Annotated in this window: 37 protein-coding genes; 21 read left to right on the top strand and 16 right to left on the bottom strand. The window is 60.4% G+C overall.

The features are described 5' to 3' along the window. Positions 1–22 precede the first annotated feature (22 nt). The 18 genes from XI02_RS24390 to XI02_RS24310 all read left to right on the top strand — a co-directional run bounded on the left by XI02_RS24390 (position 23) and on the right by XI02_RS24310 (position 17,465). The gene (locus tag XI02_RS24390) at positions 23–559 is read left to right on the top strand and encodes a phage tail protein (protein ID WP_028340238.1); all 537 of its coding nucleotides are present in this window, start codon (positions 23–25) and stop codon (positions 557–559) included. After that, complete coding sequence (locus tag XI02_RS24385; RefSeq protein ID WP_028340237.1) at positions 559–780, top strand: tail protein X; 222 nt, start codon at positions 559–561, stop codon at positions 778–780. Before XI02_RS24390 ends, XI02_RS24385 begins: the two co-directional genes overlap by 1 nt. Positions 781–876: 96 nt before the next feature. Continuing rightward, positions 877–1,989, top strand: coding sequence for a phage late control D family protein (locus XI02_RS24380; protein ID WP_028340236.1), 1,113 nt, complete (start codon positions 877–879; stop codon positions 1,987–1,989). A gap of 14 nt (positions 1,990–2,003) precedes the next feature. After that, positions 2,004–3,170 (top strand): N-acetylmuramidase domain-containing protein, encoded by a 1,167-nt coding sequence (locus XI02_RS24375; protein ID WP_051447823.1) that lies wholly within the window; start codon positions 2,004–2,006, stop codon positions 3,168–3,170. Further along, complete coding sequence (locus XI02_RS24370; protein ID WP_028340235.1) at positions 3,112–3,561, top strand: hypothetical protein; 450 nt, start codon at positions 3,112–3,114, stop codon at positions 3,559–3,561. Before XI02_RS24375 ends, XI02_RS24370 begins: the two co-directional genes overlap by 59 nt. A 19-nt stretch (positions 3,562–3,580) precedes the next feature. Beyond that, positions 3,581–3,766 carry a hypothetical protein gene (locus XI02_RS24365; protein ID WP_028340234.1) on the top strand — a complete coding sequence of 62 codons (186 nt, stop codon included), beginning with the start codon at positions 3,581–3,583 and terminating at the stop codon, positions 3,764–3,766. Further along, the gene (locus XI02_RS24360) at positions 3,766–4,095 is read left to right on the top strand and encodes a hypothetical protein (RefSeq protein WP_028340233.1); all 330 of its coding nucleotides are present in this window, start codon (positions 3,766–3,768) and stop codon (positions 4,093–4,095) included. Before XI02_RS24365 ends, XI02_RS24360 begins: the two co-directional genes overlap by 1 nt. 188 nt (positions 4,096–4,283) lie before the next feature. Then, positions 4,284–6,272, top strand: a complete 1,989-nt coding sequence (locus XI02_RS24355; protein WP_028340232.1) for a hypothetical protein — start codon at positions 4,284–4,286, stop codon at positions 6,270–6,272. A 28-nt stretch (positions 6,273–6,300) separates the two neighbouring features. Further along, entirely contained in the window at positions 6,301–6,768 is a 468-nt protein-coding gene (locus tag XI02_RS24350; RefSeq protein ID WP_028340231.1) for a nucleoside 2-deoxyribosyltransferase, read from the top strand. 34 nt (positions 6,769–6,802) lie between these two features. Continuing rightward, entirely contained in the window at positions 6,803–7,489 is a 687-nt protein-coding gene (locus tag XI02_RS24345) for a hypothetical protein (RefSeq protein WP_051447822.1), read from the top strand. Then, positions 7,489–7,785, top strand: coding sequence for a hypothetical protein (locus XI02_RS24340; RefSeq protein WP_028340230.1), 297 nt, complete (start codon positions 7,489–7,491; stop codon positions 7,783–7,785). The genes XI02_RS24345 and XI02_RS24340 overlap by 1 nt, the downstream gene beginning before the upstream one ends. A gap of 172 nt (positions 7,786–7,957) precedes the next feature. Beyond that, a complete protein-coding gene (locus tag XI02_RS24335; RefSeq protein WP_155258437.1) occupies positions 7,958–8,101 on the top strand; it encodes a hypothetical protein in 144 nt (47 codons plus the stop codon). Positions 8,102–8,571: 470 nt separating this feature from the next. Next, positions 8,572–8,697, top strand: a complete 126-nt coding sequence (locus tag XI02_RS46025; RefSeq protein WP_256438750.1) for a hypothetical protein — start codon at positions 8,572–8,574, stop codon at positions 8,695–8,697. Positions 8,698–9,415: 718 nt separating this feature from the next. Then, a complete protein-coding gene (locus XI02_RS24330; RefSeq protein ID WP_051447821.1) occupies positions 9,416–10,948 on the top strand; it encodes a P-loop ATPase, Sll1717 family in 1,533 nt (510 codons plus the stop codon). A gap of 160 nt (positions 10,949–11,108) precedes the next feature. Further along, positions 11,109–13,892, top strand: coding sequence for a DNA methyltransferase (locus XI02_RS24325; protein WP_028340226.1), 2,784 nt, complete (start codon positions 11,109–11,111; stop codon positions 13,890–13,892). Next, positions 13,889–15,955 carry a DEAD/DEAH box helicase gene (locus XI02_RS24320; RefSeq protein ID WP_028340225.1) on the top strand — a complete coding sequence of 689 codons (2,067 nt, stop codon included), beginning with the start codon at positions 13,889–13,891 and terminating at the stop codon, positions 15,953–15,955. The genes XI02_RS24325 and XI02_RS24320 overlap by 4 nt, the downstream gene beginning before the upstream one ends. Next, positions 15,948–17,129 carry a GIY-YIG nuclease family protein gene (locus tag XI02_RS24315; RefSeq protein ID WP_028340224.1) on the top strand — a complete coding sequence of 394 codons (1,182 nt, stop codon included), beginning with the start codon at positions 15,948–15,950 and terminating at the stop codon, positions 17,127–17,129. The genes XI02_RS24320 and XI02_RS24315 overlap by 8 nt, the downstream gene beginning before the upstream one ends. Before the next feature lie 51 nt (positions 17,130–17,180). Next, complete coding sequence (locus tag XI02_RS24310; RefSeq protein WP_155258435.1) at positions 17,181–17,465, top strand: hypothetical protein; 285 nt, start codon at positions 17,181–17,183, stop codon at positions 17,463–17,465. 40 nt (positions 17,466–17,505) lie between these two features. Here the strand turns inward: XI02_RS24310 and XI02_RS46020 are convergent, their stop codons facing one another. Both XI02_RS46020 and XI02_RS45480 read right to left on the bottom strand, forming a co-directional pair. Then, positions 17,506–17,628: a hypothetical protein gene (locus XI02_RS46020; RefSeq protein ID WP_256438749.1), complete on the bottom strand. Its 123-nt coding sequence runs from the start codon at positions 17,626–17,628 to the stop codon at positions 17,506–17,508. 59 nt (positions 17,629–17,687) lie between these two features. Further along, positions 17,688–18,014, bottom strand: a complete 327-nt coding sequence (locus XI02_RS45480; RefSeq protein WP_244980667.1) for a hypothetical protein — start codon at positions 18,012–18,014, stop codon at positions 17,688–17,690. Between the two features lie 24 nt (positions 18,015–18,038). On the opposite strand from XI02_RS45480, the gene XI02_RS45475 reads away from it, so the two are divergent. Further along, positions 18,039–18,206 carry a hypothetical protein gene (locus tag XI02_RS45475; protein ID WP_244980668.1) on the top strand — a complete coding sequence of 56 codons (168 nt, stop codon included), beginning with the start codon at positions 18,039–18,041 and terminating at the stop codon, positions 18,204–18,206. 36 nt (positions 18,207–18,242) lie between these two features. Here XI02_RS45475 and XI02_RS24295 read toward each other — a convergent pair whose 3' ends face one another. From XI02_RS24295 to XI02_RS24265, 7 genes are all read right to left on the bottom strand, one after another. Further along, positions 18,243–18,521, bottom strand: a complete 279-nt coding sequence (locus XI02_RS24295; RefSeq protein WP_028340220.1) for a hypothetical protein — start codon at positions 18,519–18,521, stop codon at positions 18,243–18,245. Beyond that, entirely contained in the window at positions 18,518–19,135 is a 618-nt protein-coding gene (locus XI02_RS24290) for an MT-A70 family methyltransferase (RefSeq protein ID WP_051447820.1), read from the bottom strand. The genes XI02_RS24295 and XI02_RS24290 overlap by 4 nt, the downstream gene beginning before the upstream one ends. 62 nt (positions 19,136–19,197) lie before the next feature. After that, complete coding sequence (locus tag XI02_RS24285) at positions 19,198–19,377, bottom strand: hypothetical protein (RefSeq protein WP_028340218.1); 180 nt, start codon at positions 19,375–19,377, stop codon at positions 19,198–19,200. Further along, the gene (locus tag XI02_RS24280; RefSeq protein WP_028340217.1) at positions 19,377–19,571 is read right to left on the bottom strand and encodes a hypothetical protein; all 195 of its coding nucleotides are present in this window, start codon (positions 19,569–19,571) and stop codon (positions 19,377–19,379) included. Before XI02_RS24280 ends, XI02_RS24285 begins: the two co-directional genes overlap by 1 nt. A gap of 7 nt (positions 19,572–19,578) precedes the next feature. Continuing rightward, entirely contained in the window at positions 19,579–19,773 is a 195-nt protein-coding gene (locus tag XI02_RS24275) for a hypothetical protein (protein WP_028340216.1), read from the bottom strand. Beyond that, positions 19,770–20,066 (bottom strand): hypothetical protein, encoded by a 297-nt coding sequence (locus XI02_RS24270; protein WP_028340215.1) that lies wholly within the window; start codon positions 20,064–20,066, stop codon positions 19,770–19,772. Before XI02_RS24270 ends, XI02_RS24275 begins: the two co-directional genes overlap by 4 nt. Next, positions 20,063–20,569: a deaminase gene (locus XI02_RS24265; RefSeq protein ID WP_210199782.1), complete on the bottom strand. Its 507-nt coding sequence runs from the start codon at positions 20,567–20,569 to the stop codon at positions 20,063–20,065. Before XI02_RS24265 ends, XI02_RS24270 begins: the two co-directional genes overlap by 4 nt. Before the next feature lie 500 nt (positions 20,570–21,069). On the opposite strand from XI02_RS24265, the gene XI02_RS24260 reads away from it, so the two are divergent. Together XI02_RS24260 and XI02_RS24255 are read left to right on the top strand one after the other, a co-directional pair. Next, complete coding sequence (locus XI02_RS24260) at positions 21,070–21,276, top strand: hypothetical protein (RefSeq protein WP_194483157.1); 207 nt, start codon at positions 21,070–21,072, stop codon at positions 21,274–21,276. Positions 21,277–21,284: 8 nt separating this feature from the next. Next, on the top strand, positions 21,285–21,887 hold the full coding sequence (locus tag XI02_RS24255; protein WP_028340213.1) for a DUF4118 domain-containing protein: 603 nt from the start codon (positions 21,285–21,287) through the stop codon (positions 21,885–21,887). Here the strand turns inward: XI02_RS24255 and XI02_RS24250 are convergent. Genes XI02_RS24250 through XI02_RS24220 form a run of 7 tightly spaced genes read right to left on the bottom strand, consistent with a single transcriptional unit; the run spans position 21,850 to position 25,482 of the window. After that, on the bottom strand, positions 21,850–22,509 hold the full coding sequence (locus XI02_RS24250) for an SLOG family protein (protein ID WP_172647905.1): 660 nt from the start codon (positions 22,507–22,509) through the stop codon (positions 21,850–21,852). The genes XI02_RS24255 and XI02_RS24250 overlap by 38 nt on opposite strands. Beyond that, the gene (locus XI02_RS24245; RefSeq protein ID WP_028340212.1) at positions 22,506–22,799 is read right to left on the bottom strand and encodes a hypothetical protein; all 294 of its coding nucleotides are present in this window, start codon (positions 22,797–22,799) and stop codon (positions 22,506–22,508) included. Before XI02_RS24245 ends, XI02_RS24250 begins: the two co-directional genes overlap by 4 nt. Before the next feature lie 10 nt (positions 22,800–22,809). Next, the gene (locus XI02_RS24240; RefSeq protein WP_028340211.1) at positions 22,810–23,100 is read right to left on the bottom strand and encodes a hypothetical protein; all 291 of its coding nucleotides are present in this window, start codon (positions 23,098–23,100) and stop codon (positions 22,810–22,812) included. A 4-nt stretch (positions 23,101–23,104) separates the two neighbouring features. Then, complete coding sequence (locus XI02_RS24235; RefSeq protein ID WP_028340210.1) at positions 23,105–23,542, bottom strand: DUF6884 domain-containing protein; 438 nt, start codon at positions 23,540–23,542, stop codon at positions 23,105–23,107. A 28-nt stretch (positions 23,543–23,570) separates the two neighbouring features. Further along, positions 23,571–23,828, bottom strand: coding sequence for a hypothetical protein (locus tag XI02_RS24230; RefSeq protein WP_028340209.1), 258 nt, complete (start codon positions 23,826–23,828; stop codon positions 23,571–23,573). Further along, entirely contained in the window at positions 23,828–24,082 is a 255-nt protein-coding gene (locus tag XI02_RS24225) for a hypothetical protein (protein WP_028340208.1), read from the bottom strand. The genes XI02_RS24230 and XI02_RS24225 overlap by 1 nt, the downstream gene beginning before the upstream one ends. An 8-nt stretch (positions 24,083–24,090) precedes the next feature. Further along, positions 24,091–25,482 carry an integrase arm-type DNA-binding domain-containing protein gene (locus XI02_RS24220; protein ID WP_051447818.1) on the bottom strand — a complete coding sequence of 464 codons (1,392 nt, stop codon included), beginning with the start codon at positions 25,480–25,482 and terminating at the stop codon, positions 24,091–24,093. Between the last annotated feature and the right edge of the window lie 152 nt (positions 25,483–25,634).

Below are 25,634 nucleotides of genomic sequence, written 5' to 3'. Positions count from 1 at the left end.
TCCAACAATCCGAGAGGTATCTATGGCATTCATGCTGTTGGGCATGGCTCCCGTCCTGGCGAAGGGAGAGACGGCCCCCACGGATGGCAGCGACACGATCCTCTTCTACGTTCCGCTGCCGAACCATGAGACGCCGAACTTCGAGACGATCCAGCGCGACCACCAGTTCACCTGGGTGTCGAATGATCGGCTTTCCCGTGATCCGGCGATGCAGTTTGTCGGTCCAGGTGAAGAGAACATCTCGATCGACGGAAAGCTGTACCCGTACCATTTCGGCGGTCTCGACACGATCTCGCGCCTGAAGGCGGCGGGCAGGCGAGGCAAGCCGATGGACATGATGCGGTTCTACCCGCTGAAAGACCCAGCCGGCTATGCAGCCGAGTTCGTCGGCACCTATGCGATCAAGCGGGTCCGGACAGTCGAGCAGAAGATCGGCGCGATCGGCATCGCACAGAAGATCGACTTCACGGTCGAGCTGACCAAGTACGGAGATGACGTCTACACAGGCGGCGTCGTGATCCCTGCGGCAACCGACGACAACTCGAAGCTGGGGATCTGATGTCGACTTACGTCACCAAGATTTTCGATAGGCTCGACCGTATCTGCTTCGCCAGATACGGCAACTCGTCCAACGGGATCGTGGAATGGGTGATCGAGCAGAACCCTGGCGTCGAGCTTTACGGCATCGTGCTCCCGTTGGGCATCACAATCAACCTTCCGGACGCACCGAAGACGCTGGATGCACCTCCGGTGCTCAAGCAGGTCTTCCTCTGGAAATGATCAGCGGCATACGCGAGCGCGTATAGCCGCGAAATATACGCGACAGCGTATGAAGGCCGTCCTTCGGGGCGGACTTTCTTTTTGCGCGGAGTGTAAATGGCCACCGGCTACACCCCGATCTACCGCGTCATGAAGGGCGGTATCGATATCACGGGGAACTTCAACGACCGAACCACGCAGATCAAAGTTGAGCTGATCGCTGGCGGCGGCGAGGGCGACAACTGCACCATCACTCTCGATGACCGAGACTGGGCTCTCGCCACAGTCGATCCTGGTGATCAGATCGGCGTCTACCTCGGCTACAAAGAGGTGGGCCTTGCCTATCTCGGAACCTTCAATCTCACCGACGTCGTCTACAAGGGCAAGCCGCGCAGTGTGCAGCTGGTCGGCACGTCCACCAAGTTCGGTGACCTGAACAAGGCGCCGACGACCAAGGAATACATCGGCAAGACCGTCGGCGAGATCCTCAGTGACATTGCCGGCGAGACCGGTATGGCCGTCGCGGGTGCCACTGGTCTGACCGACCAACAGGTCGAGACCAAGAACCAGATCACCAGCAACCTGCACGTCATCAACGAGCTGGAGCGCCGCTACGGCGCCGTGGCGAAGGTGGTCGACGGCAAGCTGATGTTTGTGCCTCGCGACTCCGTCACCAACGCCAGCGGCGAGCCCGTGCCGACGTTGGTGCTCAAGCCGGAGCACTTCGGCGACTGGCAGGTCCGCTACATGCAGCGCTCCGCGTTCAGCGGCGTCAAGGCGTTCTGGTGGGATGAGCACGACAAGGTCCGCAAATGGGTCCAGTCATCGACCGCTCCGATCGGGCAGGCCACTGGCGGCGAATATCCGATGGGCGAATGGTTCAAATCGGCGGCGGAAGCCACTGCGGCTGCCAACTCCAAGATGGAAGCGTTCAACCGCGCCCAGGTCGAGGCAACGTTCGATCTGGCGAAGGGCGACCCGTGGATCCGCGACACCCAGACCATCTCGGTGCAGGGCATGCGTGACCGCGTGAACGGCTCTTACGTCGTTCAGCGAGCGATCCACACGTACATCAAGAGCACTGGCATCCGCTCCACGCTCGAATGTCGCGGGCCCGGCAACGGCACCGACTTCAGCGACCGTGCGGACGACCTGCTGCTGAGTCCACTCCCGGGTGAAGTCATGGGCACCGTGCTGCCCGAGAAATGGAACTTCCCCGACGACCTCTAACGAAAGACTCCAACATGTTCAGTAAGGAAATCGTTGACGCCATCGTGGCGGCAGCGAACGCGAACGGCTGGCCTGCGTCTGCGCTGCTCGCCGTTGTCGAATGCGAGACCTCGGGGAAACCGTTCGAGCAGGACAACCACACCCCAGCGCTGCTCTTCGAGCGGCACAAGTTCTATTCCGAGCTGCAGTCCCACAAGCCAATGAAGCTGAAGGACGCCATCAAGGCGGGCCTCGCCATCCCGAAGTGGAGCCGGAACACCCAGTACAAGGACCAGGGCACCTCGGCCGGTCGATTGAATGTCATCGCAAAAGCGAGGCAGATCGACGAGGAAGTCGCCAACAGAGCGGCGTCCTGGGGCCTTGGCCAAACCATGGGCTTCAACGCCGAGCGCCTGCACTACGACAACGCGACCGCCATGGTCGAGGAGCTGTCGAAGGGCGTCGCCGAGCAGATCGAAGCCATGGTCCGAGAGATCAAGTCGAGCAAACTCGACAGGCATCTCATCGCCAAGGACTTCGCCAAGTTCGCCAAGGGCTACAACGGCGCCGGCTACAAGCAGAACAACTACGACACGCGCATGCGCAACGCGGACGCTGTTTGGGCTCGTCGCCTGGCCAACGGCTTCGAGGCCAAGCCGAGCAAGTCCGTCACGCTGCTCTACCAGAGCAAGCTGAAGGAGCTGGGCTACGCGGTCGGCAAGGTCGACGGCGACTGGGGCAACCTGACCACGGGCGCGACCTCCGCATTCCAGCGGAAGGAAGGCCTGAAGATCACGGGCCACCCCAACGACGAGACCACCGAGCATCTCGATAGCGTCGGTCCTGATCAGGCTGCCGAGCCATCGGTCGCGCGCCAGACGGCGACGGTCGACGATCTCCGGACCGCCGGCTCGGCGACGATCGCGGCGGCCGACAAGGGCTCGCTCGTGTCGAAGATCCTGGTGGGTGCGGGCGCCGTGGGTGGCGCGCAGCAGACCGGCATCCTCGACCAGGCTCAGGACATGGTCGGCAAGGCGCAGACCGCCAAGGCCGTCCTCGACTCGATCCACGACCTCGCTGCCGGCCTCGCGCCGTACTGGTGGGTCGGCGTGATCGCTGTCGGCTTCATCAGCTGGCAGCTCTATGGCGACGTCATCAAGCGCCGCCTCGCTGACCATCAAGCAGGAGTTCACCTTGGATAAGGCTATCACCAAGGCCAAGGCCATCTGGGCCAAGGCCAAGGCGATCTTCGCGACCAAGATCGGCAAGGCCCTCGCGGCCTTGCTGATCCTGGCGGCGATCATCTCCTACACCCATCACCGCGGAGTCGTCTCGACCTCCGCCAAGTTCACCGCGCAGGTAGAGCAGCTGAAGCAGCAGCTCGCCGACGCATCAGCAAAGCCCGCTCCCGTCTGCCTGGACCAGGAGCCCGACGCCGGCACGGCCGAACGTCTCAAGCAGGCTGAAACGGCGAAAGCCGCTCTCGAAAAGAAGGTCAAGGACTATGAAAAGCAGCTGGGTCGCCGGCCTGCGAAGGCTGGCGGTTTTATTCTGTCTCCCGCTGACGCTCGCAGCCTGCAAAACATTCGGTGATGCATCGCCGCAGGAGCGGATGAGCATCCAGTCCTGCATGCGCCTGGCGAACGCCGTGGAGCTTCCCCCGATCAAGGCGGGTATGGATGCCCGCGTCGTGATCGCGCGATACCGGGCCGCCCTGGTGACGGCAAACTCCAACATCGACGACACCAAGGCCTGCTTGGCCCTGCTCGACCGGGCAGAACAGGACGGTAAATTCTAATGGCTCTCGCCGACGTAACGCTCGCTGACGTGCTGAGCCTCGCCGGACCCATCATCGCGGTCGTGGGCGCCATCTCCGGCGTTTGGTACCGCATGGAGACCAAGGTGGAGGGCGTGCGCAAAGACGCTGCCGACTCTATCCACTCCGTCGAGAAGGAGCTGGCAAACTTCAAGATGAAGGTCGTGGAGGAATATGCCTCCTGGGATACCGTGCGAGCGATCGAGACCCGCCTGACCGAACGGATGGACGGCCTCTCGAACCAGGTCATGGCCATGCCGGACGCAGTGGTCGACCGCATCACGAAGTTCCTCAATCTGAAATCTGCATAAGCCCTGTGCGGGCCGGGACGCCCCGGCCATCTACCGACACCAAACCCGCACACGCAGACCCTGAGCGCTCAGGGGCAGCCGGTGAGAGCCCGGCCCAACCGTTTGCATTATCTCGTCGTGCATTTGCATTCCAGCAAATTCTATGATAGTGGCTCAGGAAGAAATCCACAGCCCTTCCGAAGGAAATCATGGCACCGCCGCAAACGCCATCCGCTGAACGCGCCCGCAGGAAACAGGTCATCGAAGACCTCCTGAGACAGGGGTACCACCCTCAGGGATCGCGCGGCGGGATCGCATCCGCGACGAAGACGGCCGAGCGCCAAGAGAACATCAACTATCCGAACTGGGTCCGCGCCGAAGAGGCGCTGAAGCGTAAGCGCAAAGAGAACTATGCGATCGACTGGTCGCTCTACGTTCCGCCTGCACCCAAGGCTACCGTCACCTCAGGTGGCGAAGAACTGTCCGCCGAAGAAGTCGACCCGTTGATCCGGGCGAAGACGCTCTCGGCCGAGGTTACCCAACTCATCACCCAATCGAAATACCCGGTCATCAACCCGGAAGCCGTCATCGTCGACACGCCGATGCTGCGGAGCTGGTCCGCCAAGCACCGTCGCTACGTCGAGAAGGAGGGCAGGCCCCGGACCTGGATGGTCGAGACCCTGCGCGTCGCGCCGTATCGCGATCCCCGCGGCAAGAACTTCATCTTCACAGGCGCGCAGAACGATGCGCTCCTGCACGAGGAGTTCTGGGTCAACCTGAAGGCCTATGCCGCCTACATCGACGCCGAGATCATCGTCGGTCCCTGGACCTACGAAACTCAGTGGTGGGCGGAGAACGACCCGCAGGCGCGCACCTATGCGCCCGAGCTGACGGAGCACCTGTGCTTCGGCCAGATGAAGATCGGTTCGAACTTCGTGTTCTGCGGCGAGATGAACACGCTGCCGACCGCGTCGCAGCCGATCTCCGACCTGGTGACCTACAGCCGGGGCCGGTGGGCCGTGTTCCCGCACGCCAAGCGCCAGCTCAAGAGCGTCCCGTCCAACGACCCCAACGTCCAGGCCCACCAGGTCATGACGTCGGGCGCCTGCACGCGGCCGAAGATCATCCCGCGCAAGGCGGGCGTGAAGTCGCTGTTCCACCAGGTGGTGGGCGCCACCGTGGTGCAGTTCGACGAGGACGGCGACGTCTTCTGCCGGCAGATCACGGCAGACGACCATACCGGGGCGTTCTACGACCTCGACGCCTACGTGGCGAACGCCGAGGTGACCACGGGCCATCGGGCTCGTGCGATCACCATGCCGGACCTCCACGTCCGCAAGATGGACCAGGCCAACTGCATGGCCATCTTCGGATGGGACATGCGGGGCGGCCGGGCGCAGTTCCGCGAGAGCATGGTTGACGTCCTCGATCCCGAGAACGTCATCGGCCACGACATCTTCGACAACGAGGCGAGGAATCACCACCACGTCCACGACAACGCCTACAGCTACGAGATGGCCTTCCGGGGCCGCGACAGCGTGGAGGAGGAAGTCGAGCAGTGCGGTCAGTTCTTGCTGACGGCGATCGGCCTGGGCGCGCTGCCGATGGTCACGGTCGGCGATCGGACCTTCATCGTTGCGGAAGGCAACCACGACATCGCACTGGAGAAGTACGCCCGAGAAGGCCGGTACCGAAACGACGGCCGGAACGTCCGCTTCGGCCTGCAGCTCGAAGACGCGTACCTGGACTACGTCGAACGGCGCTCGATCGCCATCGACAACAACCAACCCGTGCCTCGCTTCTCGCTGCTCGAACACGCGATCCGGATGAAATATCCGCAGCTCGGCGACAAGGTGATCTGGTGCCATGACGGCTACAGCCACCTGATCGACGGCATCGAGGTCGGCAACCACGGCTTCCGCGGCGCGAACGGCGCCAAGGGCACCGTGAACGGCTTCGCGCGGGCAGGGCGCAAGATGTCGATCGGCGACAAGCACAGCCCCGAGATCATGGAGGGCGTGTACGTGGCCGGCGCCATGAACCTGCGCCACGGCTACAACAAGGGCCTGTCGGGCTGGGCGGTCACCGTGATCATCCAGTACCCGGATGGCAAGCGCTCGCTGCTGACCTTGCAGAAAGGCAAATGGCGGCCTGGGAAGCGCGTCGTGCGCGTGCCGGCGCCGTCTTTCGCCGCCTGATCGTTTGCATGAATGCAAAGGAAGAACGATGAAGCCGCTCGTCTACTTGGCGGGCCCGATCTCCGGGCTCAACTTCGATGGCGCCACCAGCTGGCGCGACAGCGTGAAGGAAGTGCTCGGCGAGTGGGGGATCAAAGCCCTCTCGCCGCTGCGCGAGCAAGAACACCTGAAGCAGGTCGGCATCTTCACGAACGCCGCGGAGGAGGCTGCTCGGCTCGAGTCTCCGATGTCGATGCCCAAGGGCCTGACCATCCGCGACCGCTGGGACGCGATGCGTTGCGACGTCCTGCTGGTGAACTTGCTCGGCGCGAAGACCGTGTCGATCGGCACCGTCATGGAGATCGCCTGGGCCGACTCCAAGGGCATCCCGATCGTCGCGGCGGTCGAGGAGAAATCCAATCCGCACGAGCACGCGATGCTCATGCACTGCATCGGCTATCGCCTCACCAGCCTGTGGGACGCCTGCGATGTGACCCGGCAGCTGCTTGCCTGCTGATTTGCTTGAATTGTAACGAGGAGAGAGAAGACAAATGACGGTAGTTGGACTCGCAGGTTTCGCTCAGTCGGGCAAGACGACGGCGGCTCTGTACCTGGAGAAGAAATACGGCATCCGCCGTAAGCACATCGCCGAGCCGTTGCGGGCGATGCTCGCTGTGCTGCTGCAGGCGAACGGCATGTCGTCGGACGAGATCACGCGCTACCTGGAAGGCGATCTCAAGGAGCAGGTCATCCCGTGCCTGGGCGTCACCTCGCGCTACGCGCAGATCACGATCGGCACCGAGTGGGGCCGGGAGCTGATCAGCCAGGATCTGTGGGCCAACACCTGGGGACGCGGCATCGCTGAGGGCGAGTCCGTGATGAACGACTCCGTGCGCTTCCCGAACGAAGCTGCGGCGATCCGGAAGCTCGGCGGCGTGGTCATCATGATCAAGCGCCCGGGGACGAAGCCGGCTAAGTTCAAGTGGGGCAAGCTCGGCGAGTTCCTGTACGACCGGTTCGGGCTGATGTGGGGCGTCCACGACAGCGAGCGCATCGATCGCATCAAGCCGGACTTCATCATCCACAACGACGCCTCGGTCGAGCAGCTGCAGGTCGACCTCGACAGCGCGCTGGTGAAGCACAACCAGATGGTCAAGCAGACCAGCTTCGCCCACTCCAAGCGGAGCGCAGCGGCGAGCGTCGGCCTGGCCCTCGCTGCCGGCGCCATGGTGCGCTGATGCCGATGGTGCGCTGGAAAACAGACAGCAGGCCGCAGCGTCATGGATGGGCTCCAGGTGAGTACATCCATGCCCGCTGCGTCGGTCAGCTGTGCCAGGAGCTGGATGATTCCAGCTTCATCGGAGCCAAGCGGGCGATCATGTGCGCCGACTGCGCATACGCACTGCCGGAGCAGGTCGACGAGCCGGCAACGAAGCTCACCCAGGAGAAGCTGATCGAGATGATCAAGGACATGTTCCGACAAGTCCGGCAGATCGAACTCACCCTGGAAGAGTTCGAGGCACGCAAGGGATGAGGTTGATCAACATGGAATTGACCCGGGGTGACGCAGAGGTGATCACCCCGGAGCAGGTGTGGGCGGAGATCGGGAAGATCTTCGTGCAACGGGCTTGCGGTTTGCACCCCACTGGGCCGGTGAAGAGTGGCCGACCCCAGGTCAACGTGCGAGAGCTGTTGGCGAGGGAGGGGTGACCGCCGCCCTGTTCATCGCCATCGCGCTGTTCGGCGCGTTGGTGTCGGTCGTGGCCTTCTATGACAAGGACAGGAGGCTATTGACCAGCGGCGTACTCGTGGTCGTCGTGGCAGGGGTTCTGGCGCTGTCCGCGTGGTGACCAATGTGATGGAAGCGGGCAGCGTTCCCCATCCCTTGCACCGGTTGACCATCCGCGCCACCTTGCGGTCCCCCCGTGGCTTTGATCAAATCCGACAGTGATCCGGCTCCACATCGGAGAGCCCCGAAAAAGTTATCCAATGTCAAATGCTGCGATGAACTACTTTCGCACAGGGCAAGGCTCTGAATTTCAAGAGAAAACCCCGTTGCTAAAAGGATGTCCACAGGTCGCAATTCCGACGAGGCATCATTTTTCGGGGTATAATCGGTGCAAACAGCCGAATCGGCGTGTCGCGAAGATGCGCTCATGGGCTAGAACGTGAATCGGGCGATGCTCTGGTAAAGCACCGCCCGACGCCTGGAGGAGATCCCGAGGGCTCTCCGTCCTCACAACGTTAGTTCTCGCTCTCCCCAGGCACCTTTGTCAATCCGCTGCGCGATGTCGTTTCGCGCCACGCATGAGGTTTGCCTATGTCGGACAAGTTGTTCGTGAGTCTGTGGGTAGTGAATATCAGCGCGGAAGGCCTCTGGGCCATCGCCGCCGCAATCATCATCGTCGGTATTGTCGCCGTCGTTGTCGCTCGGCGAGCCACGTAGATGCTTCACCCAGCCGCCTTCTTCATCGCCTCAGCGAGAGCCTCGGCCATCTGCCGGGCATGAGACGGCCGAGAGAATTGCAGTAGCGGTTGCGGACGATCCAATGGGGCCAGTCCTGCTTGCCTTTGGCGCTCCCAGTCTCGGCGTAGAACGGCGGCGTCATCCCGATCCCGGTGTGGGATGCGAGAAGATGCCGAGCCAGTTCATTGATGTCCGTCACGGAAGGCGGCTCCCACGCTGCCAGTCGTCCGGCTTCTGTTCGATGAACTCAGCCCATAGTCCGGCGGCGAATTCGACGCGGCCCGAGCGGCTAGGCTTGACCGAGGAGTTGCGCCTTCGGCTCCATCGCGCTCAGCGGATTGCAGGTACCCAGCAAACGTCGCTGTAATCGCCCGCTATGAGCACCAAAAAGAGCCAGGTCATTTGGGACGCGGGTCACTCGTGGGCGCCGAAATACGCCAGACCGCCCGGGACCCAGACACTCAAGACCCGGGCGAGCCTGCCGCTTAACGCCATCCGCACCGCGGGATACGCCGATTGGGAAACTGGAGCCTCGCGGAATGGGTATTTTGTTACCGGTGTTCTTGCAATCAGACATTGAACTAATCGACCGGCGTATAGAATCCGGCTATGTGCAGCAGAAGGGCGATCTGATCTAGATTGCCGCTCCGGCGGCAAGATCCAGAGGCGTCTGAAAAACGAGTGAGGGCGCGGGCCAGTGCCGACCATAGCCGAATTCTTAAGACTCAAGAGCAACCCCTTCGAGCATTACACCGCTGAAACTGAACCTCACATCTCGGAATATGCGGTCCGTCCGCCCTATTTGCAGGCGATCGTTGCGAGAGCGATAGCACACACGACGTTTATATTATTCGGTGATCGGGGAGCAGGTAAAAGCGCCACCCGGCTAACACTTTTCAACGAAATCTGGGCGCGCAAGCCTTCGGACGATAGGCCTCTCGTCGTCAACTTTGTCGATTTCACCGCCGCTCTGCCGTCGCTCCGAAAGGGTGCCGTGAGTGAGGATGAACTGATCAAGGAAGTCGCTTATTTGGTTATCGAACAGGTGCTGACCTGGTTAGCGTCTCTGACTGAAGACGAGCGATCGACATACACCGGTGCACTGAATAACGATGAGAGCAACCTCATCATGGCTCTCCTGAAGGCGTTCTATCTGTCTCGCTCCGATATGGACCGGCAAAGGACGATGAGCGATGCCTTGCGTTTATTGAACCGAGCTTGGAAGACAAAGAGTGTGATGTGGGCGTCTCAACGATGGGACTCCCTTTCGGGTGTTGTCGCTTCGTTGGTTGACGCCTTCACCAAAAAGCAGGCCGGTGTCGAGGTCCAGGCACCCGTCGAGAAGTTGCTGAAGTCCCTTGCAGGAGGCGAGGGAGGAACTTCGCGGACCGTTCTTCAAAAGCTCGTCGATTTTGTGAGGATCTTCCCGTTTACCGGAATTGCGTTGCTTGTCGATAAGGTCGACGAAACGGATGTTACCCAGAATTCGTCGGACGCCAGTTCGCGCCTTATCCATCCCATACTTTCGCACGTTCAGCTTTTGGAAGTTGAAGGATTTGCTTGGCTATTTTTTCTCTGGACGCAAATTAAGCCTTACTTTGAGGCCGACAAATTTCCTGTCCGCCTGGATAAAATTGCGCATACCACGATCGAATGGGATGATCGATTCTTCGCAGAAATGCTGGACTCGCGCATAAAATATTTCTCGGAAGGGAAGTTGAAATTCGCTAATCTTTTTGACGCAGCGGTCGATGTTGATGCGGCAACGCGGTTGGTCATTTCGATATCTATGCGCTCCCCTCGCGAATTGGTACGCCTGATGGACACCATCATAGTGGAGCACGATATTAGAAATGCTGACTCGAATCCTCCGATGCTGCTGACACAGCAATCGATAGAGGATGGTCTGGACAAATACGTTAAAGAGCGGATTAGCGCCGTCTACCCCGACAAGACCTTGGGGCAAATATACAGGTTGCCTGATGTGCGCTTCATCAACAGAGACGTTCAGTCCGCTTTCCGTGTAAACGCTCAAAGCGCGCGAACAAAGATTAAGAATTGGGAAGATGCCGGTCTGGTCAAGCAGACAGGCACCCGCGCGCCGGAGGGAGAGCAGGGTGGCAAACCATCAAACGAATATTCGATCGTTGACGCTCGTGTTGAGCGAATCATCAAGAGGCGCCTCATCCATCTTGATGAGCTGGAAGATGCTGAAGCCGAGGAATCCTAGACGCGCGCGGATAACCCAAGTTCGGCGCTCACCGTGGCGAAAAAAGTTAGACAAATCCCGTTGATCCGTGCGACTCCTCCAAGAACGGCCAAGCCGACAGGCGACGTCGCGGTTAAGACGCACAATGCGAGCCTGAAATGCATTTTGGGGCAGGAACGATATGAACCCGGTCGAAATCGAAGAAGCGATTTCGGCTCTCGCTGAGCAGCCGTTCGATCCTCTCGAGTTCCCTTTCGCTTTCCTCCAAGCGTTCGGGAATAAGGATACTACGATCAAGCGGCTGCGCTCGGGTGCGTCTAACAAGTCCGATCTGGGCGGCGTCCTGCAAACGAACAATATCCACATCGCGGTCTGTCCGCCGGGCGAGGTCACAAAGACTCTTACCGCGCTGAAGGCCAGCCCGGCGACGGCCAGGGCGAAGGCACGATTCATCCTCGCGACCGACGGGGCGGACTTCGAGGCTGAGGACCTGGAATCGGACGATCCGCCGATTGCTTGCGCCTATCGGGACTTCCCTGATCACTTCGGTTTCTTTCTGCCGCTCGCCGGGATCTCCACCGTCAAGCAGGTGCGCGACAGCTCTTTCGACATCCGGGCCACCAGCCGTCTGAACCGCCTCTATGTCGAGCTTCTCAAGGACAACCCCGATTGGGGAACAGTCGAGCGCCGTCCCAACATGAACCATTTCATGGCGCGGCTGATCTTCTGCTTCTTCGCCGAGGACACCGACATCTTCAACGGGAAGCGTCTTTTCACGGGCACCATCGAACAGATGAGCGCGCGGGACTCGTCCAACACCCACGAGGTGATCGGCGAGCTATTTCTCGCTATGAACACGAAGATCGAAGATCGCGAGGCGGCAAAAATACGAAATTGGGCTGACGCATTTCCCTACGTCAACGGAGGTCTGTTCTCAGGCAACTCGAAAGTGCCGCGGTTTAGCAAGATCGCACGGTCCTATCTCCTTCATATCGGCAATCTGGACTGGACCAAGATCAACCCAGACATCTTCGGTTCGATGATCCAGGCCGTCGCCGACGACGACGAGCGCGGCGCGCTCGGCATGCACTACACTAGCGTGCCGAACATCCTGAAAGTGCTCAACCCGCTGTTTCTCGACGACCTGCGGGCGCGGCTTGAGGAGGCGGGGCACAACTCTCGCGTGTTGCTCAACCTGCGCAAGCGGATGTCGAAGATCAGAGTGTTCGATCCGGCCTGCGGATCGGGCAACTTCCTAGTCATTGCCTACAAGGAAATGCGGGCGATCGAGGCGGAGATCAACCAGCGGCGCGGCGAAGAGAACCGCCGTACCGAAATTCCGCTCACGAACTTTCGTGGCATCGAGTTGCGCGACTTTCCGGCCGAGGTCGCACGCCTTGCTCTCATCATCGCTGAGTTTCAATGTGATGTGCTCTATCGCGGACAGAAAGAAGCTCTGGCCGAGTTTCTGCCGCTCGACGCCCAGAATTGGATCACATGCGGCAATGCGCTGCGGTTGGATTGGCTGAGTATCTGCCCGCCTACGGGGACAGGCGTCAAGCATCACGCCGATGATCTGTTCCACTCACCACTCGATCAAGCGCAAATTGACTTCGAGAATGAGGGTGGAGAGACCTATATCTGCGGGAACCCTCCGTATCTCGGTTCGACGTGGCAATCCGAAGAGCAAAAGTCAGAGCTGCAGGCGATTTTCGACGGACGAACAAAAAGCTGGAAATCGCTCGACTATGTCGCCGGTTGGTTCATGAAGGCGGCCGACTACGGCACACAGACTAATGCGGCTGCGGCCTTTGTCGCGACCAATTCGATCTGCCAGGGCCAGCAGGTGCCGATCCTGTGGCCACTCGTTTTCGAAACCAGGCATGAAATTGCTTTCGCGCATACCTCATTTAAATGGGCGAACTTGGCGAGCTACAACGCAGGCGTCACGGTGGTGATTGTCGGGATTTCAGGTCATCTGGCCAAGACACGTCGGCTGTTTTCAGTTGCCGATGACGGAAGTGCCATTGTCAAGGAGACCGAGCACATCAACGCCTACTTGGTGACTGGCCCGGACGTAATTGTCGAGAAGGCGGCAAAGCCTCTCACCGCCGTTTCAGAAATGACTTTCGGTAGCAAGCCTGTGGACGGCGGCAATTTGCTACTTTCCCGCGATGAATTGTTGGCTCTTGGACTGGAGCGAAACGATCAGCAAAAGTACATACGACCAATATTTGGCTCTGATGAATTTATCGGAGGAAGACAACGGTTCTGCATCTGGATCGAAGACAAAGATGCACAGGTTGCGCATGTACACCCCATCATCGGGCCGCGCTTGCAAAGCGTCCGCGCAATGAGACTAGGAAGTCCAAAGATCCCAACGCAGCGAGGCGCAGAGTGGCCTCACCGATTTGATGAACGCCGCCAATCAGGTAGAGAAATTGTTATCGCAGTAGCGGCGATCAGTTCGGAGAATAGAGAGTATCTTCCGTGTGGATTGCTGCCGCTGGGAACAATTATATCTAACAAATGCTTTGCCCTCTTTGATGCACCGTTATGGAACATGGCGATCGTTGCTTCGCGACTTCATTGGGTCTGGATCGGCACGGTCTGCGTACGGATGCGAACTGATTTCTCTTATTCCAATACTCTCGGCTGGAACACATTTCCCGTCCCCACACTGACTGAGAAGAACAAGGCCGATCTCACTCGCTGCGCCGAAGATATCCTGCTCGCGCGCGAGGCGCATTTCCCAGCGACGATCGCTGATCTGTACGCCCCGGACAAAATGCCCGCCGAACTGCGCGAGGCTCACGTGCGCAACGACGAGGTGCTGGAGCGCATCTACATTGGCCGCCGGTTTCGCAATGACACCGAGAGGCTGGAAAAGTTGTTCGAGCTTTACACCAAGATGACTGCAGGACGGGGAACGACCAAGAAACGGAAGGCTGGGGCGAGTGCATGACCATTGATGCAAAATCAGTTCCCTCCGTTTCGGTTTCTTATGCCCGCAACGGTAGCTCGACCAAGGCCAATGCGCTTGGCATGCGGCCAATGCAGGAGCGCGCCTACGAAAGGCGCGGCGAGCAGTATCTTCTGATCAAGTCGCCGCCGGCCTCTGGCAAGAGCCGGGCGCTCATGTTCATCGCCCTCGACAAGCTCCACAATCAAGGGCTCAAGCAAGCGATCATCGTCGTTCCAGAGAAATCTATCGGCGCTAGCTTCCACGACGAGCCGCTGTCCAAGTTCGGCTTTTGGGCCGACTGGACCGTTGCGCCTAAATGGAATCTCTGCGACGCGCCCGGAAACGACAATGGCGGTAAGGTCAATTCTGTCGGCGCTTTCCTTGACGGCGACGATAAGGCGCTAGTCTGCACCCACGCTACTTTCCGCTTCGCGGTGGACAAGTTCGGCGTCGAGGCGTTCGACGACCGGCTGATCGCCGTCGACGAATTTCACCACGTTTCGGCGAATCCGGACAACAAGCTCGGTCTACATCTCGGCGAGTTCATCGCCCGCGACAAGGTTCACATCGTCGCGATGACCGGCTCCTATTTCAGGGGCGATGCCGAGGCCGTGCTGGCCCCGCGCGATGAAGCGAAGTTCGATACCGTCACTTACACGTATTATGAGCAGCTCAACGGCTACGAATACCTCAAGCGGCTCGACATTGGCTACTTCTTTTATTCGGGCTCCTATGCCGATGATATCCTGAACGTGCTCGATCCGGCCGAGAAAACAATCATCCATATCCCGAGCGTCAACTCCCGCGAAAGCACGAAGGACAAGATCAAGGAGGTCGAGCACATCATCGAAGAGTTGGGCGCATGGCAGGGGCCCGACCCCGTGACTGGCTTCCAGCTGGTCAAGACACCGGCCGGCCGCGTGCTCAAAATCGCAGATCTGGTCGACGACGATTCCGCGAAGCGTGACCGCGTTTCCGCCGCGCTGAAAGACCCGGCGCAGAAGAACAACCGCGAGCATGTGGATATCATCATTGCGCTAGGCATGGCGAAGGAAGGCTTCGACTGGATTTGGTGCGAGCACGCGCTGACTGTCGGATACCGGTCGAGCCTCACCGAAATCGTGCAGATCATCGGCCGCGCGACGCGCGACGCTCCGGGCAAGACTCGCGCGCGCTTCTCCAACCTGATTGCCCAACCGGATGCCGCCGACGAAGTCGTCAGCGAGGCGGTGAACGATACCTTGAAGGCGATAGCGGCGAGCCTACTCATGGAGCAGGTGCTTGCGCCCCGCTTCGAGTTCAAACCGAAGAACCCCACGAGCGGTCCGGTGGAAGGGTTCGACTATGGAGACGGGGGCTACGACCCCAACAAATGTAATGTCGGCTTCAACGGGGACACGGGGCAATTCCAGATCGAGATCAAAGGTCTGACCGAACCCAAGAGCAAGGAAGCGGCGCGCATCTGCCGCGAAGACCTGAACGAGGTCATTGCCGCCTTCGTTCAGGACAAGACCGTCATCGAACGCGGCTTGTTTGACGAGGAATTGGTGCCTGAGGAGCTGACGCAAGTCCGCTTGGGCAAGATCATCAAGGACAAATATCCAGAACTTGACGAGGAGGATCAGGAGGCGGTGCGCCAGCACGCCATCGCCGCCCTCAACCTGACGCAACAGGCCAAACAGATTGCGCTCGAGGGTGGGGCAGGCGGCGACCCCGAGCAAAGCGCCAACACGGCCCTGATTGACGGCGTGCGCAGGTTTGCGATGGACGTCCGCGAACTCGACATCGACCTTATCGACCGGATCAATCCGTTCGGCGAGGCTTACGCTATCCTCGCCAAGACGATGAGCGAGGACAGCTTGAAACAGGTGCAGGCGGCGATTTCCGCCAAGCGCACGAGCCTGACGCCGGACGAAGCGAAGGAACTCGCTCTGCGAGCCTTCAAATTCAAAAAGGAGCGGGGGCGGCTTCCCTCGATCAGTTCGACAGATGCCTGGGAAAAGCGGATGGCCGAAGGCGCTGCCGCCTTTGTTCGTTTCAAGGACGAGGGCCGCTATGACTGACCTCGACCTCGACGAACTGCGCGCCGAACTGGACGACTTCGCTCAGCCCGAAAAGAAGGGCGGACGCTCCGCGCGCGAAGAACGCATCATTGCCGGGTTCGAAGAAATCCAGCGCTTTTTCAAGGAGCACGGCCGCGCTCCGCAGCATGGCGAGGATAATGACATCTTCGAGCGACTTTATGCCGTGCGCCTCGACCGTCTGCGCGCACTTGAGGAATGTCGTTCGCTTCTTTCGCCGCTCGACAATCAGGGACTGTTGACAGGCGCGGAAAGCACCCCCGCCGCTCCCGAAGAGGCGGTGGATGAGGATGAGTTGCTGGCCGAACTGAGGGATGCGGCAGGCGCATCCGATATCACCGAACTCCGCCACGTCCGCACCGCTGCCGACAAACGCGCAGCGGAGGAAATCGCCAATCGCAAGAAATGCGAGGACTTCGACCGATTCAAGCCTCTGTTCATTCAGGTCAAGAAAGACATCGATTCCGGCATCCGCCAGACGCGGCCCTTCCAAACCATGGCTGAAATTAAGCAAGGCGAGTTCTTCATCGTCGGCGGCCAGATCGCCTATGTCGCGGAACTTGGCGAGGAATTCACGACGCAGTATGACCGTCGCGACAGCCGGCTGCGCGTCATCTATGACAACGCTACGGAAAGCGACGTGCTGCTACGCTCTCTCCAGCGCGCGCTTCACCGCGACGAGGCCGGGAGGCGGATCACCGATCCCGTCGCGGGACCGCTGTTTGCCGGCGAGAGCGCCGAAGGAGACCTAGCCAGTGGTACGATTTACGTTCTGCGCAGTAAGTCCGACCACCCGCTGGTCGCAGCCCATCGCGATGTTCTGCACAAGATCGGCGTGACCAGCGGGGATGTGGAACGACGTATCACAAACGCGAAACTCGACCCGACATTTCTGATGGCCGAGGTGGAAGTCGTCGCGACTTACGAGCTCTACAACGTCAATCGCACCAAGCTGGAAAACCTCATCCACCGCATCTTTGGCCTGGCTCAGCTCGATGTCGAGATCAAGGATCGCTTTGGGAATCCAGTGATCCCGCGCGAATGGTTTCTTGTACCGCTGTTCGTGGTCAACGAAGCAGTTGATCGGATCAAGGACGGAACGATTACAGACTACACATACGATCCGAAAGCAGCAGCATTGGTGCGTGTAGCCTGACTTCGATTGACGGCTTGCGTACAAATGGACCAAGACCGGAGTGAGGGAGCCATGACACCCGATACCGTCTTTTGGCGTCGACAGGAGCGTGACGACATTCTGAAAGAGGTGATCAAGGCTTCACAGGAGGTCGATCGGGTCGCGCTAATTTATGGCGAATTATATGAGTTCTTAGGTGATCGTCGGGACAAGCATTCAAGAGCAGCTATGGACTCAATCGGCGACCGACTGACAAAGGCGCAGGAGGAATTGGACATGCTTTTCTCGCGGCTATCGGATGCTCATCGGGCCGTAGTGCTCGCCAGAGCCGAGGCAGATGAGATCGCGGCCAATTAGGTTGACCCGCGCTTACACGACGTCTTCATTGAGAAACGGGCTACGGAGCCGAGGTGTCGAGCATAACCACGATTGCCTTCCATTCCTTCTTTTTGATGTAAGCCCGCGCCTGATCGTCGCTCTTGCCGACGAGGTATTTCAGGATCGGAGCTGCACGCCGCACGACGCCATCCGTCTCAAAGCCGGCGACGAAGTGCGGTGCTACAACGCGGACCAGATTCATCAGGTCGGAGAGACCCAGGCGCGGATGCGGCTGCGGGAATAGACCGCCTCGCGGACGCGGCCACCGTGGTTGCCGCTGATCACGATCGGATCGCCCTTGACCGTGAAGCCTGACACGACACCAACATGTCCGCCGCCGCGGCGGCCCATGGTCACGACGGCGCCGACCTGCGGAGCGATGTGCCGGTGCCGTTCCCAGGAGAGAGCGCGATCGTCGACGTCCCGCGCGCCCGTGACCTTGCGGAGGAATGCCGAGCACCACAGGGTGCTGCGCACGCCGACCCGGTGGGCGGTCTCTCCGATGAAGTGGCGAGCGCGTTCGACCACCCCTGCGCCTGCGCTGAAGCCGGGATGGAATCCGGACTGGAAGGAGTCAGCGAACGATGGCTCCTCCTGCACAACGCGCTCCACGACGCGGTGACGCGCATGGCGGTGATGATGGTGATGATGCTTTGGGCGGGCTTCGGCGGCCGAAAAAGACAAGGCGATGATCGCAGCGCCGACGAGCGCCGTGCTTAGGGTTCTCATTTTTGGGGTAGCTCCGTTGAAGGTGGATCAGATCGCGTTGCGTGCAGCGATCCGTTGGCGGTCAGCTTCGACCGCGGCGTAGGTCGGGTGCCGCGTCCACTCGTCGCCGCTCTGGATGGCGAAGGTCTGCTGCACCTGACTGATGAAGAAGCGCGCAGCCTCTTCACCCATGTCCGCGAGGATCTTGTCCCCGAAGACCATTCGGAATGTGAGCCGGGGCTGTTTGCCCTCGTCCTCGATCTTCGTCGCGGCGAAGCCGAGGGGGCCTGCGGTCACGACGACGAGGTTGGTGATTTTCTGAGTCATGCTGCGATCTCCTGCTGCGGGTTGAACTTCGAGGTCTCGTTCCCCCAGGAGTCCCAGCCGGGACGCTGCTCGCGGCTGAAGATGTCGGCCTTCGGATATGGCCCAGCCATCTTCGCGGCCTCGACGTAGCCTTGCTCAGGCTTGCGTGAGTGCTCGCGGCGGGGTTCGAGGATTGCAGAGCGGATGTCGCGTGCGTGGATCTTCGGCTTGCCGACCTTTCCGATTAGGAAGGGCTCATGGCAGTTGCGCAGCGCGTAGCCGGTGCCGAAGGTCGGCTTGCTGCCGTCCTTGACCATCTTCACCCAGACACCCTGCGTGACGTAGGTGACGCTCCAGCGTCTGAAACACTCGCGCGCCTGGTCGTACATCGGCGCGGTGGCGTAGAGCCAAACCCACATGCCATCGCGATGCGCGAGACGCTCGATATCCAGCTCGAAGATCTCTTCGAGAGTCATCGTGTCGTAGTGCTGCTCGGCGGACTTGCCTTTGCCCTTGGCCGAGTAGGTCTTGAAGGCCCACGGCGGATCGATCTTCGCGAGCCCGTAGTGGTGCTCCTTCAACGGCGCGAGGTTGAACGTCGGCGGCGGCAGGATGGGGAAGGGTTTGATCTGCATTTGGTTCTGTTTGCATTCAAGCAAACGACAGGACGCGCGTATCCCGTCGATGCTGATGGTGGTTACTTCATCAGGTCGGCGAAGGTCTTGTTGATGCGCTCGATGCGTTCGACGTTGCAGCCGTAGCACCAGGCGCCCCAGTGGGTTTTGCGGCAGGAGTTGCCGCAGCCCAGGCAGCTCGTGAGCTTGCCGGTCTTGTAGCGCTCCGGGTCACGCCACGGCTGTGGCTCGGGCGTGGACATCACTTGCTCTCCGCGGCTGCGAGCGCGGCGCGGCCGGCGTCGGTGATGCGGAACTGGTTGCCGTACGACGGATGCTGCTCCTTCACGAAGTAGCCCAGCTCGGCCAGCTTCGCGGTGGACTTCTGCTTGAACAGACCCCAACCACCGGGGCGACCGGCGGCATCCTGCAGGGCTTCGATCTCGCGCTTGTTCATGGTGTCCTCAGCGTGGTGTGACGATGACTTCGATCTCGCGGCCGATGTAGAAGGCTCGCTTGTTCCGGTCAGTCATCGGAACGTTGACGAGGATGCTCATGAAGGGCTGCCATTCAGCTGCGCCAACCGCCTTCCCCTGAGCGGTCACGCTCAGCTTGTCGCCCCTGTCGCTGGCTTCCAGTACGTGTGCATTGATCTTCACTTGTTCTCCTCTCGCCACTTCTTCGCTTCAGCGGTCAGCCGCTTATCGATGATCTCGTCGTCGCTCTTGGCAGTGATCGCCTGCACCAGTAGGCCATCGGGCAGCACCGACTGGCAGGGCTGCTTCTTGTCCGGGCGCTTGCAGGAAGGTTTGGTGAGCTTCTCGCGGACCACGAACATCTCGCGGTCGGGTCCGAAGCGCTCGATCAAGCCGTCCTTGCTGAGGCGGCCCTCGCGGTCACACTTCGAACATTTCACCCGGACATAGGGCAGGGGCCAGGCGCCGAGCTTCATTCGACCTCCGTCGTGTCGATCAGCGCCCAGGACACGCCGGCCTCATCGTAGAGCTGCCCGGCGTCGCGAACGGATGCGGCCCAGCGGTCCTTCAGGTGCTCGGGCAGCTCAGGAGCGACCACGCGCTTGATGCCAGCCTGGATGACGTGGAGGGAGCAGCGTTTGCAGGTGATGAAGGGCCAGGTGTAGAGCGTGTAGCCGTGCAGCGGCTCGCGGGCCGTGAGGATCGCGTTGATCTCGCCATGGACAACGAGGTCGTACTTTACCTCTCGGTTGTTCAGGCGCTCGTCGGTGTCGGCGATCCCACGAGGGAAGCCGTTGTAGCCGAAGGAAGCCATCGTCTTGTCGGGACGAACGATGACAGCCCCTACTTTAGTGCTGGGGTCTTTTGACGCGGTGGATACCGCCTGAGCGACCGTGAGGAAGTAGCGATCCCAGCGCGCCTGCTTGAGACGTTCCCGTGTCAATTCGGGATTGGCATCAACATCGTTGAACGCCTTCAACCATCGGACGAAACCGGAGTTCGCAACTCGGGTTGCCAGTGAGTCGGCGACGCCGCCTAATCCGCTGTCACGCAGAAACGCGGAAACGTGCGGAAATGTAAGGCTATCAGGCGATCTGGAACCCGGGAACAATCGACCCTCCGTTTGCTTTGTGATGTTTGCATTAACGCAAATGAGATGGCGTGGCAAGAGGGGACACCTATTTTCTGCCAAGGGCGCTCGGGCAAGAAATTTGTGGTAAATCCGCGCCAGTACGGGGTTTTGTGACGGGGGTTGGGTTAAGGTTACCGTAGTATAACGGGCATCCCGCACTCTTGCGTCCGGATGCAAATGCTAATAGCAGTCCCGCATAAGCCGGCCCGCCGTGGGTTCGGGAACGAGAAGCATTAAGAAAAAATGAAAACGTCGTTTGAATACCGCTCATACGTCGTCAGCTTCGACGGGGCGGCCTACCGAGCCGACTCCTCTGACGGAGAACCCTTACAATCAGATCCAGGAACGTGCTGCGCGTCACCCGCGCGATCGACACGCTATGGAATGCGCTTGGGGGGAAGATCCCAGCGCCGGTCTGGCTGCACAGTCCGTCCGATCTCATCGACGTGGACGCTGCTTCAGAAGCGATGGTCGTGGTCGACCGTCCAGCGGTATCCGTCGTTCCTTCGTTCCCGATCGCGCCCGTTGCTGCGGCGCTGCAAGCCGTCGCCTGAGGTTCTCGATGACCACCATTTACCGCAACTACGACGTCTCCAAGGTCGGAGATACCTTCGTCGGCCAGTCACGAGACGACGAGAGTCTGATGATCTCCCGCAGCCAGCAGCGCCTGATGAGCGCTATCGACCAGATGTGGGACGGCCTCGATCGCGGCTCCGCTCCCTCATGGTTCTCCGGCAGCAGCGCGATCGACCTCGATGCTGTCGAGATCGTCGATCAGAAAGACGCCCCTGAGGCGATAGCATCGGAGACCGATCCACCGCCCGCCGGGGAATGGCGGGTGCCGTATTGGCTGTTCGGGCTTGCCGCATTGAGCGTTTCGGCTCCTGTGGCCTATGCGATGGATTTCCTTCGGATCGACGCGCGCATCGACGTTATGCTCACTCTCGGGATTTGCGCGGTCGCGCTCGCGTTCGGGCGGGGCTACGCATTGACGTGTGCAGGGATCTCCGGATTCATCGTCAACTTCTTTGCCGTTGAACCATTTTTCACGTTCGACCCTCCGACCTGGAGCGAGGTTGCCAACCTGGCGATCAACTTCGCTGCAGCATGGGCGATACCAATGCTTCTCAAGGAAGGATCGACGTTTCGACGCTCAAGGGGGTGAGTCCGTACGCCAGGCATCGCTTCGTCATGTCAGTAGTTCCAGCTCCGCCCGGAAAACCAACGGCGCAATTCGGGCGCCCCTCACGCAGCATCCGTTCATTGCGGAACGGGCCTGCCGCTGCGTCATACAGCTTTCCACGTTTGTTTCTTCTCACCACAGCTCCCGGCCGATCGACGTTGTCCCAATCGGCCGGGTAGGGGTCGACCGCAATGTTGCGGTCCTCAGCCCACTGGCGAGCCAGCAGATCGGCTCCAGACATTTCTCCCTCAATGATGCAGGTGATCTTCCTGCGCGCATGGACGGCGTCGAGAACGCGAAACAGCGTGCGTTCGTCGCGGTAATCCCGGCCTCCGAAAACGACCACGCGGTGGTTCGCCTTCAGCAGGATCAAGTCCCCGTGACACCGATGCGGCGCGCAGAAGCAGACGAGGTCACAGCCGGCGAGCGACGACACATCCATCTCGGGCAGCTGTTCGCACTCGAACTTGTTGCAGACCTGGTCACGGTCGCCATCCTTCCCGATGACGAAGCGGTTGCCCCAGGGCGAGCCGCGGCCGATGTAGACTGCACCAGGGGGAGCGTCCCCATGGTGCTTGTTGTAGACTCGAGGTGCGGGCATCATTGTTCCTTCCGCCAGGGGTTTTGCTTGCCCGTTCCACCGAACTGCTTATCCCAATTCCACGCATCGGATGCGCGGCTCTCCGCCGCAAAGAGCGCGTCCTTGACCTTGTTGTAGATCGCCAGCTCTTCGGCCGAGAAGGAACGGTAGGCTTCGTTCCTCGCCGTTGCTTTTACGTTATACAGCTCCTCCGCATCTCGTTCCTTTTGCCTCTCCTCAGGGGTCATCTTGGACAGGCGCTCGTTGTCGCGGAGTATCTCTCGACGTGCGCGGCCCGGATTGTTGTGTCCCATTGCCGTGTCCTCAGCGCTTCATGTCACATGTGACGGGGGAGCCCTTGAAGTCGAAGTCAGCGACGCCCTTAGTGGCAGTGCAAAAGTCGAAACCAACCCCATCCTTCTCGGCATGCCATCCGGCCCTGCCGCAGTCCGTCTCCTTGATCGCGTAGACCGTGCCCTTCCAGGTCAGGGTGTTAGCGGCATCGTCCACCTTCAACGTGCTCGTCTTGCCGTGATCCTTACAGACGTAGTTGTAGGTCGCGGCCTGGGCCTGGCTAAGACCCATGGCGAGTGCGATCAGCAGAATCTTCTTCATCGTATTACCCTCCAAGCTCATTCTTCATCCAGCTCAGCTGCTGGCCCATCATCAGTCCCTCCATCGGGACTCTGACCCGATCGAAGCGTTGCCCCAGCGTCTCAATCAGGAATCGCCGGTAGCTTTCGCCGGCCAGGACATATGCCCACTGGCCACGAAGATCCCATTCGACGATTTGCTCAATCACACGCTGCGACCAATTGTAGCGATCCTCAACGCTCGATCCGTTCAAGGTCCGCTCGTACGGGGCGATCAGCTTGCTTGGCTCGATGATCCCGTACTCCGCCGACAGGATGAACCAGCGCTCCGAGTTTCGCCGCGCCCACTCCCTCGCCATGCGAAACCACGGCGAGATGTAGAGGTATTCGGCTAACTCCGGCGTTGCGGACTTCGTCTTGACGCAGGACACAAAGGTCACCCGCGTCGCCATCTTCTCGCCCATCGCATCTCTCTTTCCCAACGCTTCGACCTCAGGTCGGGTCGGCCTGGGCCGATTCCGCGGATTCAGGCCCAACGCTTCCCGAGCAGTCACCAAAGGGGTTTGGCAGCTTCAGCATCGAGTTCTGGAAGCTCGCGAGAGCCTCCTTCGCCGCCCTGGGAGCCGCCGCTCCCAGTTGCGTTACGACCCGTTCCAGCGAGTGCCAGTCGCCGATCACGGGCTGCTCCATCAATGCGTTCGCCTTGGCGTGCAGGTCAGCATTGCCGCGCTTGGTCGCTTTGCTGGACATCAGCGGAACTCCTTGCAGGCGTCGCCGCTGCGGAACGTCCCGGACGGGCAGGCCATGCCGGGGATGTACGGGTAGGCGCGAGGCGTGTCCTTGTGGAGTGCTTCGCATTTATCGCCCTTGCCGACATATCCGGTGGGGCATGTGCCTTCCCGATGGATGCGCTGGCGGCCATCCCGTGTCGGCGTGGGGTAGGGGCTCTCAGCCAGCGCCGGGGAGGCAATAATGGCCAGAGCGATGATCAGTGCGGTCTTCATGTCATTTCCTATGTCGGGCCGTCGCCAATGATCTGACGCAGCTCCTGGGCGAGAATGGTCACGACCTGCCGCTTCTCCTTCAGCATGTCGTATTTGTCGTAGACCTCGGTCACGTCACCGTTGACGTGGTCCAGCATCGCCTTCACGTCCTCGCGCGGCGCACCGGCCCGGCGAGCAAGTGTCGCCGCGGTTCGTCGCAGGTCATGGGCTGTGAAGTGCTTGAGGCCGAGGAACTCGCGGAGTCCTATGCGGTCCTCCGTCTTGTCTCCGTTCTTCTTTCCATTTTTCTTTCCATTCAGGGCTTGCGATATCGACGAGCGAGCGATCGGCGTCTTGCCGGTCGCGTCGTACTTCGATGGGAACAGGACCACCTGATCCTCGATCGGCTCAGGCGGATTGTTGTGACCGATCCGGCCACGCTCGGGTGTGGTCGCCTCGATGACGATGCTGGATGCCAGGTCCGAGAGCGGAACGATGACAGCGCGGTCCTTCTTCACGCGCCCTGGAGGCATCTCGTAGACAGCGTTGGCCGTTCCAAGATTGCTGACCTCGGCGGTCTCGGCACCCGCTGACTGGTAGGGTCGAACCATGGTGGCCAGAATGAACCGGGTCGCCAACATCACGCTGCGCTCAACCGGCGCATCCGGCCGTTCGAGACCCCACCACAGCGTCCTGATCTCGTCGTCCGACAGCACCCGGTCGCGCTTCTTCTCCTTGCCGCCGCGGCGCTCGAGTCCGGCGAGCGGGTTGGACGGCACGTATTTCCGGCCCGGCTGCATCGCCCACTTGAACGTCTTGTGGAGAATCGACTGGGTCCGGTTGGCGCTGACCGGCGCCTCCTCGGCGATTTCGTCGAGCAGGTCGGCGATGTCGTCGTCGGTAATGGACGCCGCTGGCTGGCTGCTCCAGGCCGACCGCGGCCGGCGCAGGTAGCCGATGTCGTTCTTCCAGGACTTCTTGTTCGGAATCGACGTCAGGAGGATCGGCCACTTCCCGGTCTCCTGGAAGATCCGCACCGCGTCCTTTCCGCACTGGCCGCCGATCACGTATTCGGCGATGTACAGATTGGCCAGGCCGTCGAAGGACAACGCCTCTTCCCGGGATATGCGCTTCCGCTCCTGGCGCACCTTGCGCCTGGGGTCCTCGTCATCGGCCATCGTCTTACGATGATCGGCGACCTTCGCGTGGGCCTTGGATAGAGAGACGTCGGGGTAGCGACCGAGCGAGAGGCGCACCGGCTTCGACAGCAGAGGGGACCAATAGAGAAAGAGCCACGACTTGGAACCGGACTTGGAGACGCGCAGCTGGAGGCCCTTGCAGCCGTCGTCGCTGACCGAGATCCGATCCTGATCTGGCGGGCATTTGAGGCCTGCGATATACTTGTCCGTGAGCTTTGGCACCCTAGTCCTCCGACTTCAAAATCCCCGGTTTTGCCTAACCCAAGGGTTAGGAAAGCGTGGTACTTGGTGATATCTATTAGCATTCATGCAAACGGTCAAGGGAAAAAGATCAATGACTTAGGCGTTTATCTACATTCCATGATGCAAATGAT

Origin of the sequence: Bradyrhizobium sp. CCBAU 21365, from assembly GCF_015291305.1 — a bacterium.
GTDB lineage: Bacteria > Pseudomonadota > Alphaproteobacteria > Rhizobiales > Xanthobacteraceae > Bradyrhizobium > Bradyrhizobium elkanii.
Note: the sequence above shows the minus strand (reverse complement) of the source record. Positions and strands in the feature narration are given on the sequence as shown.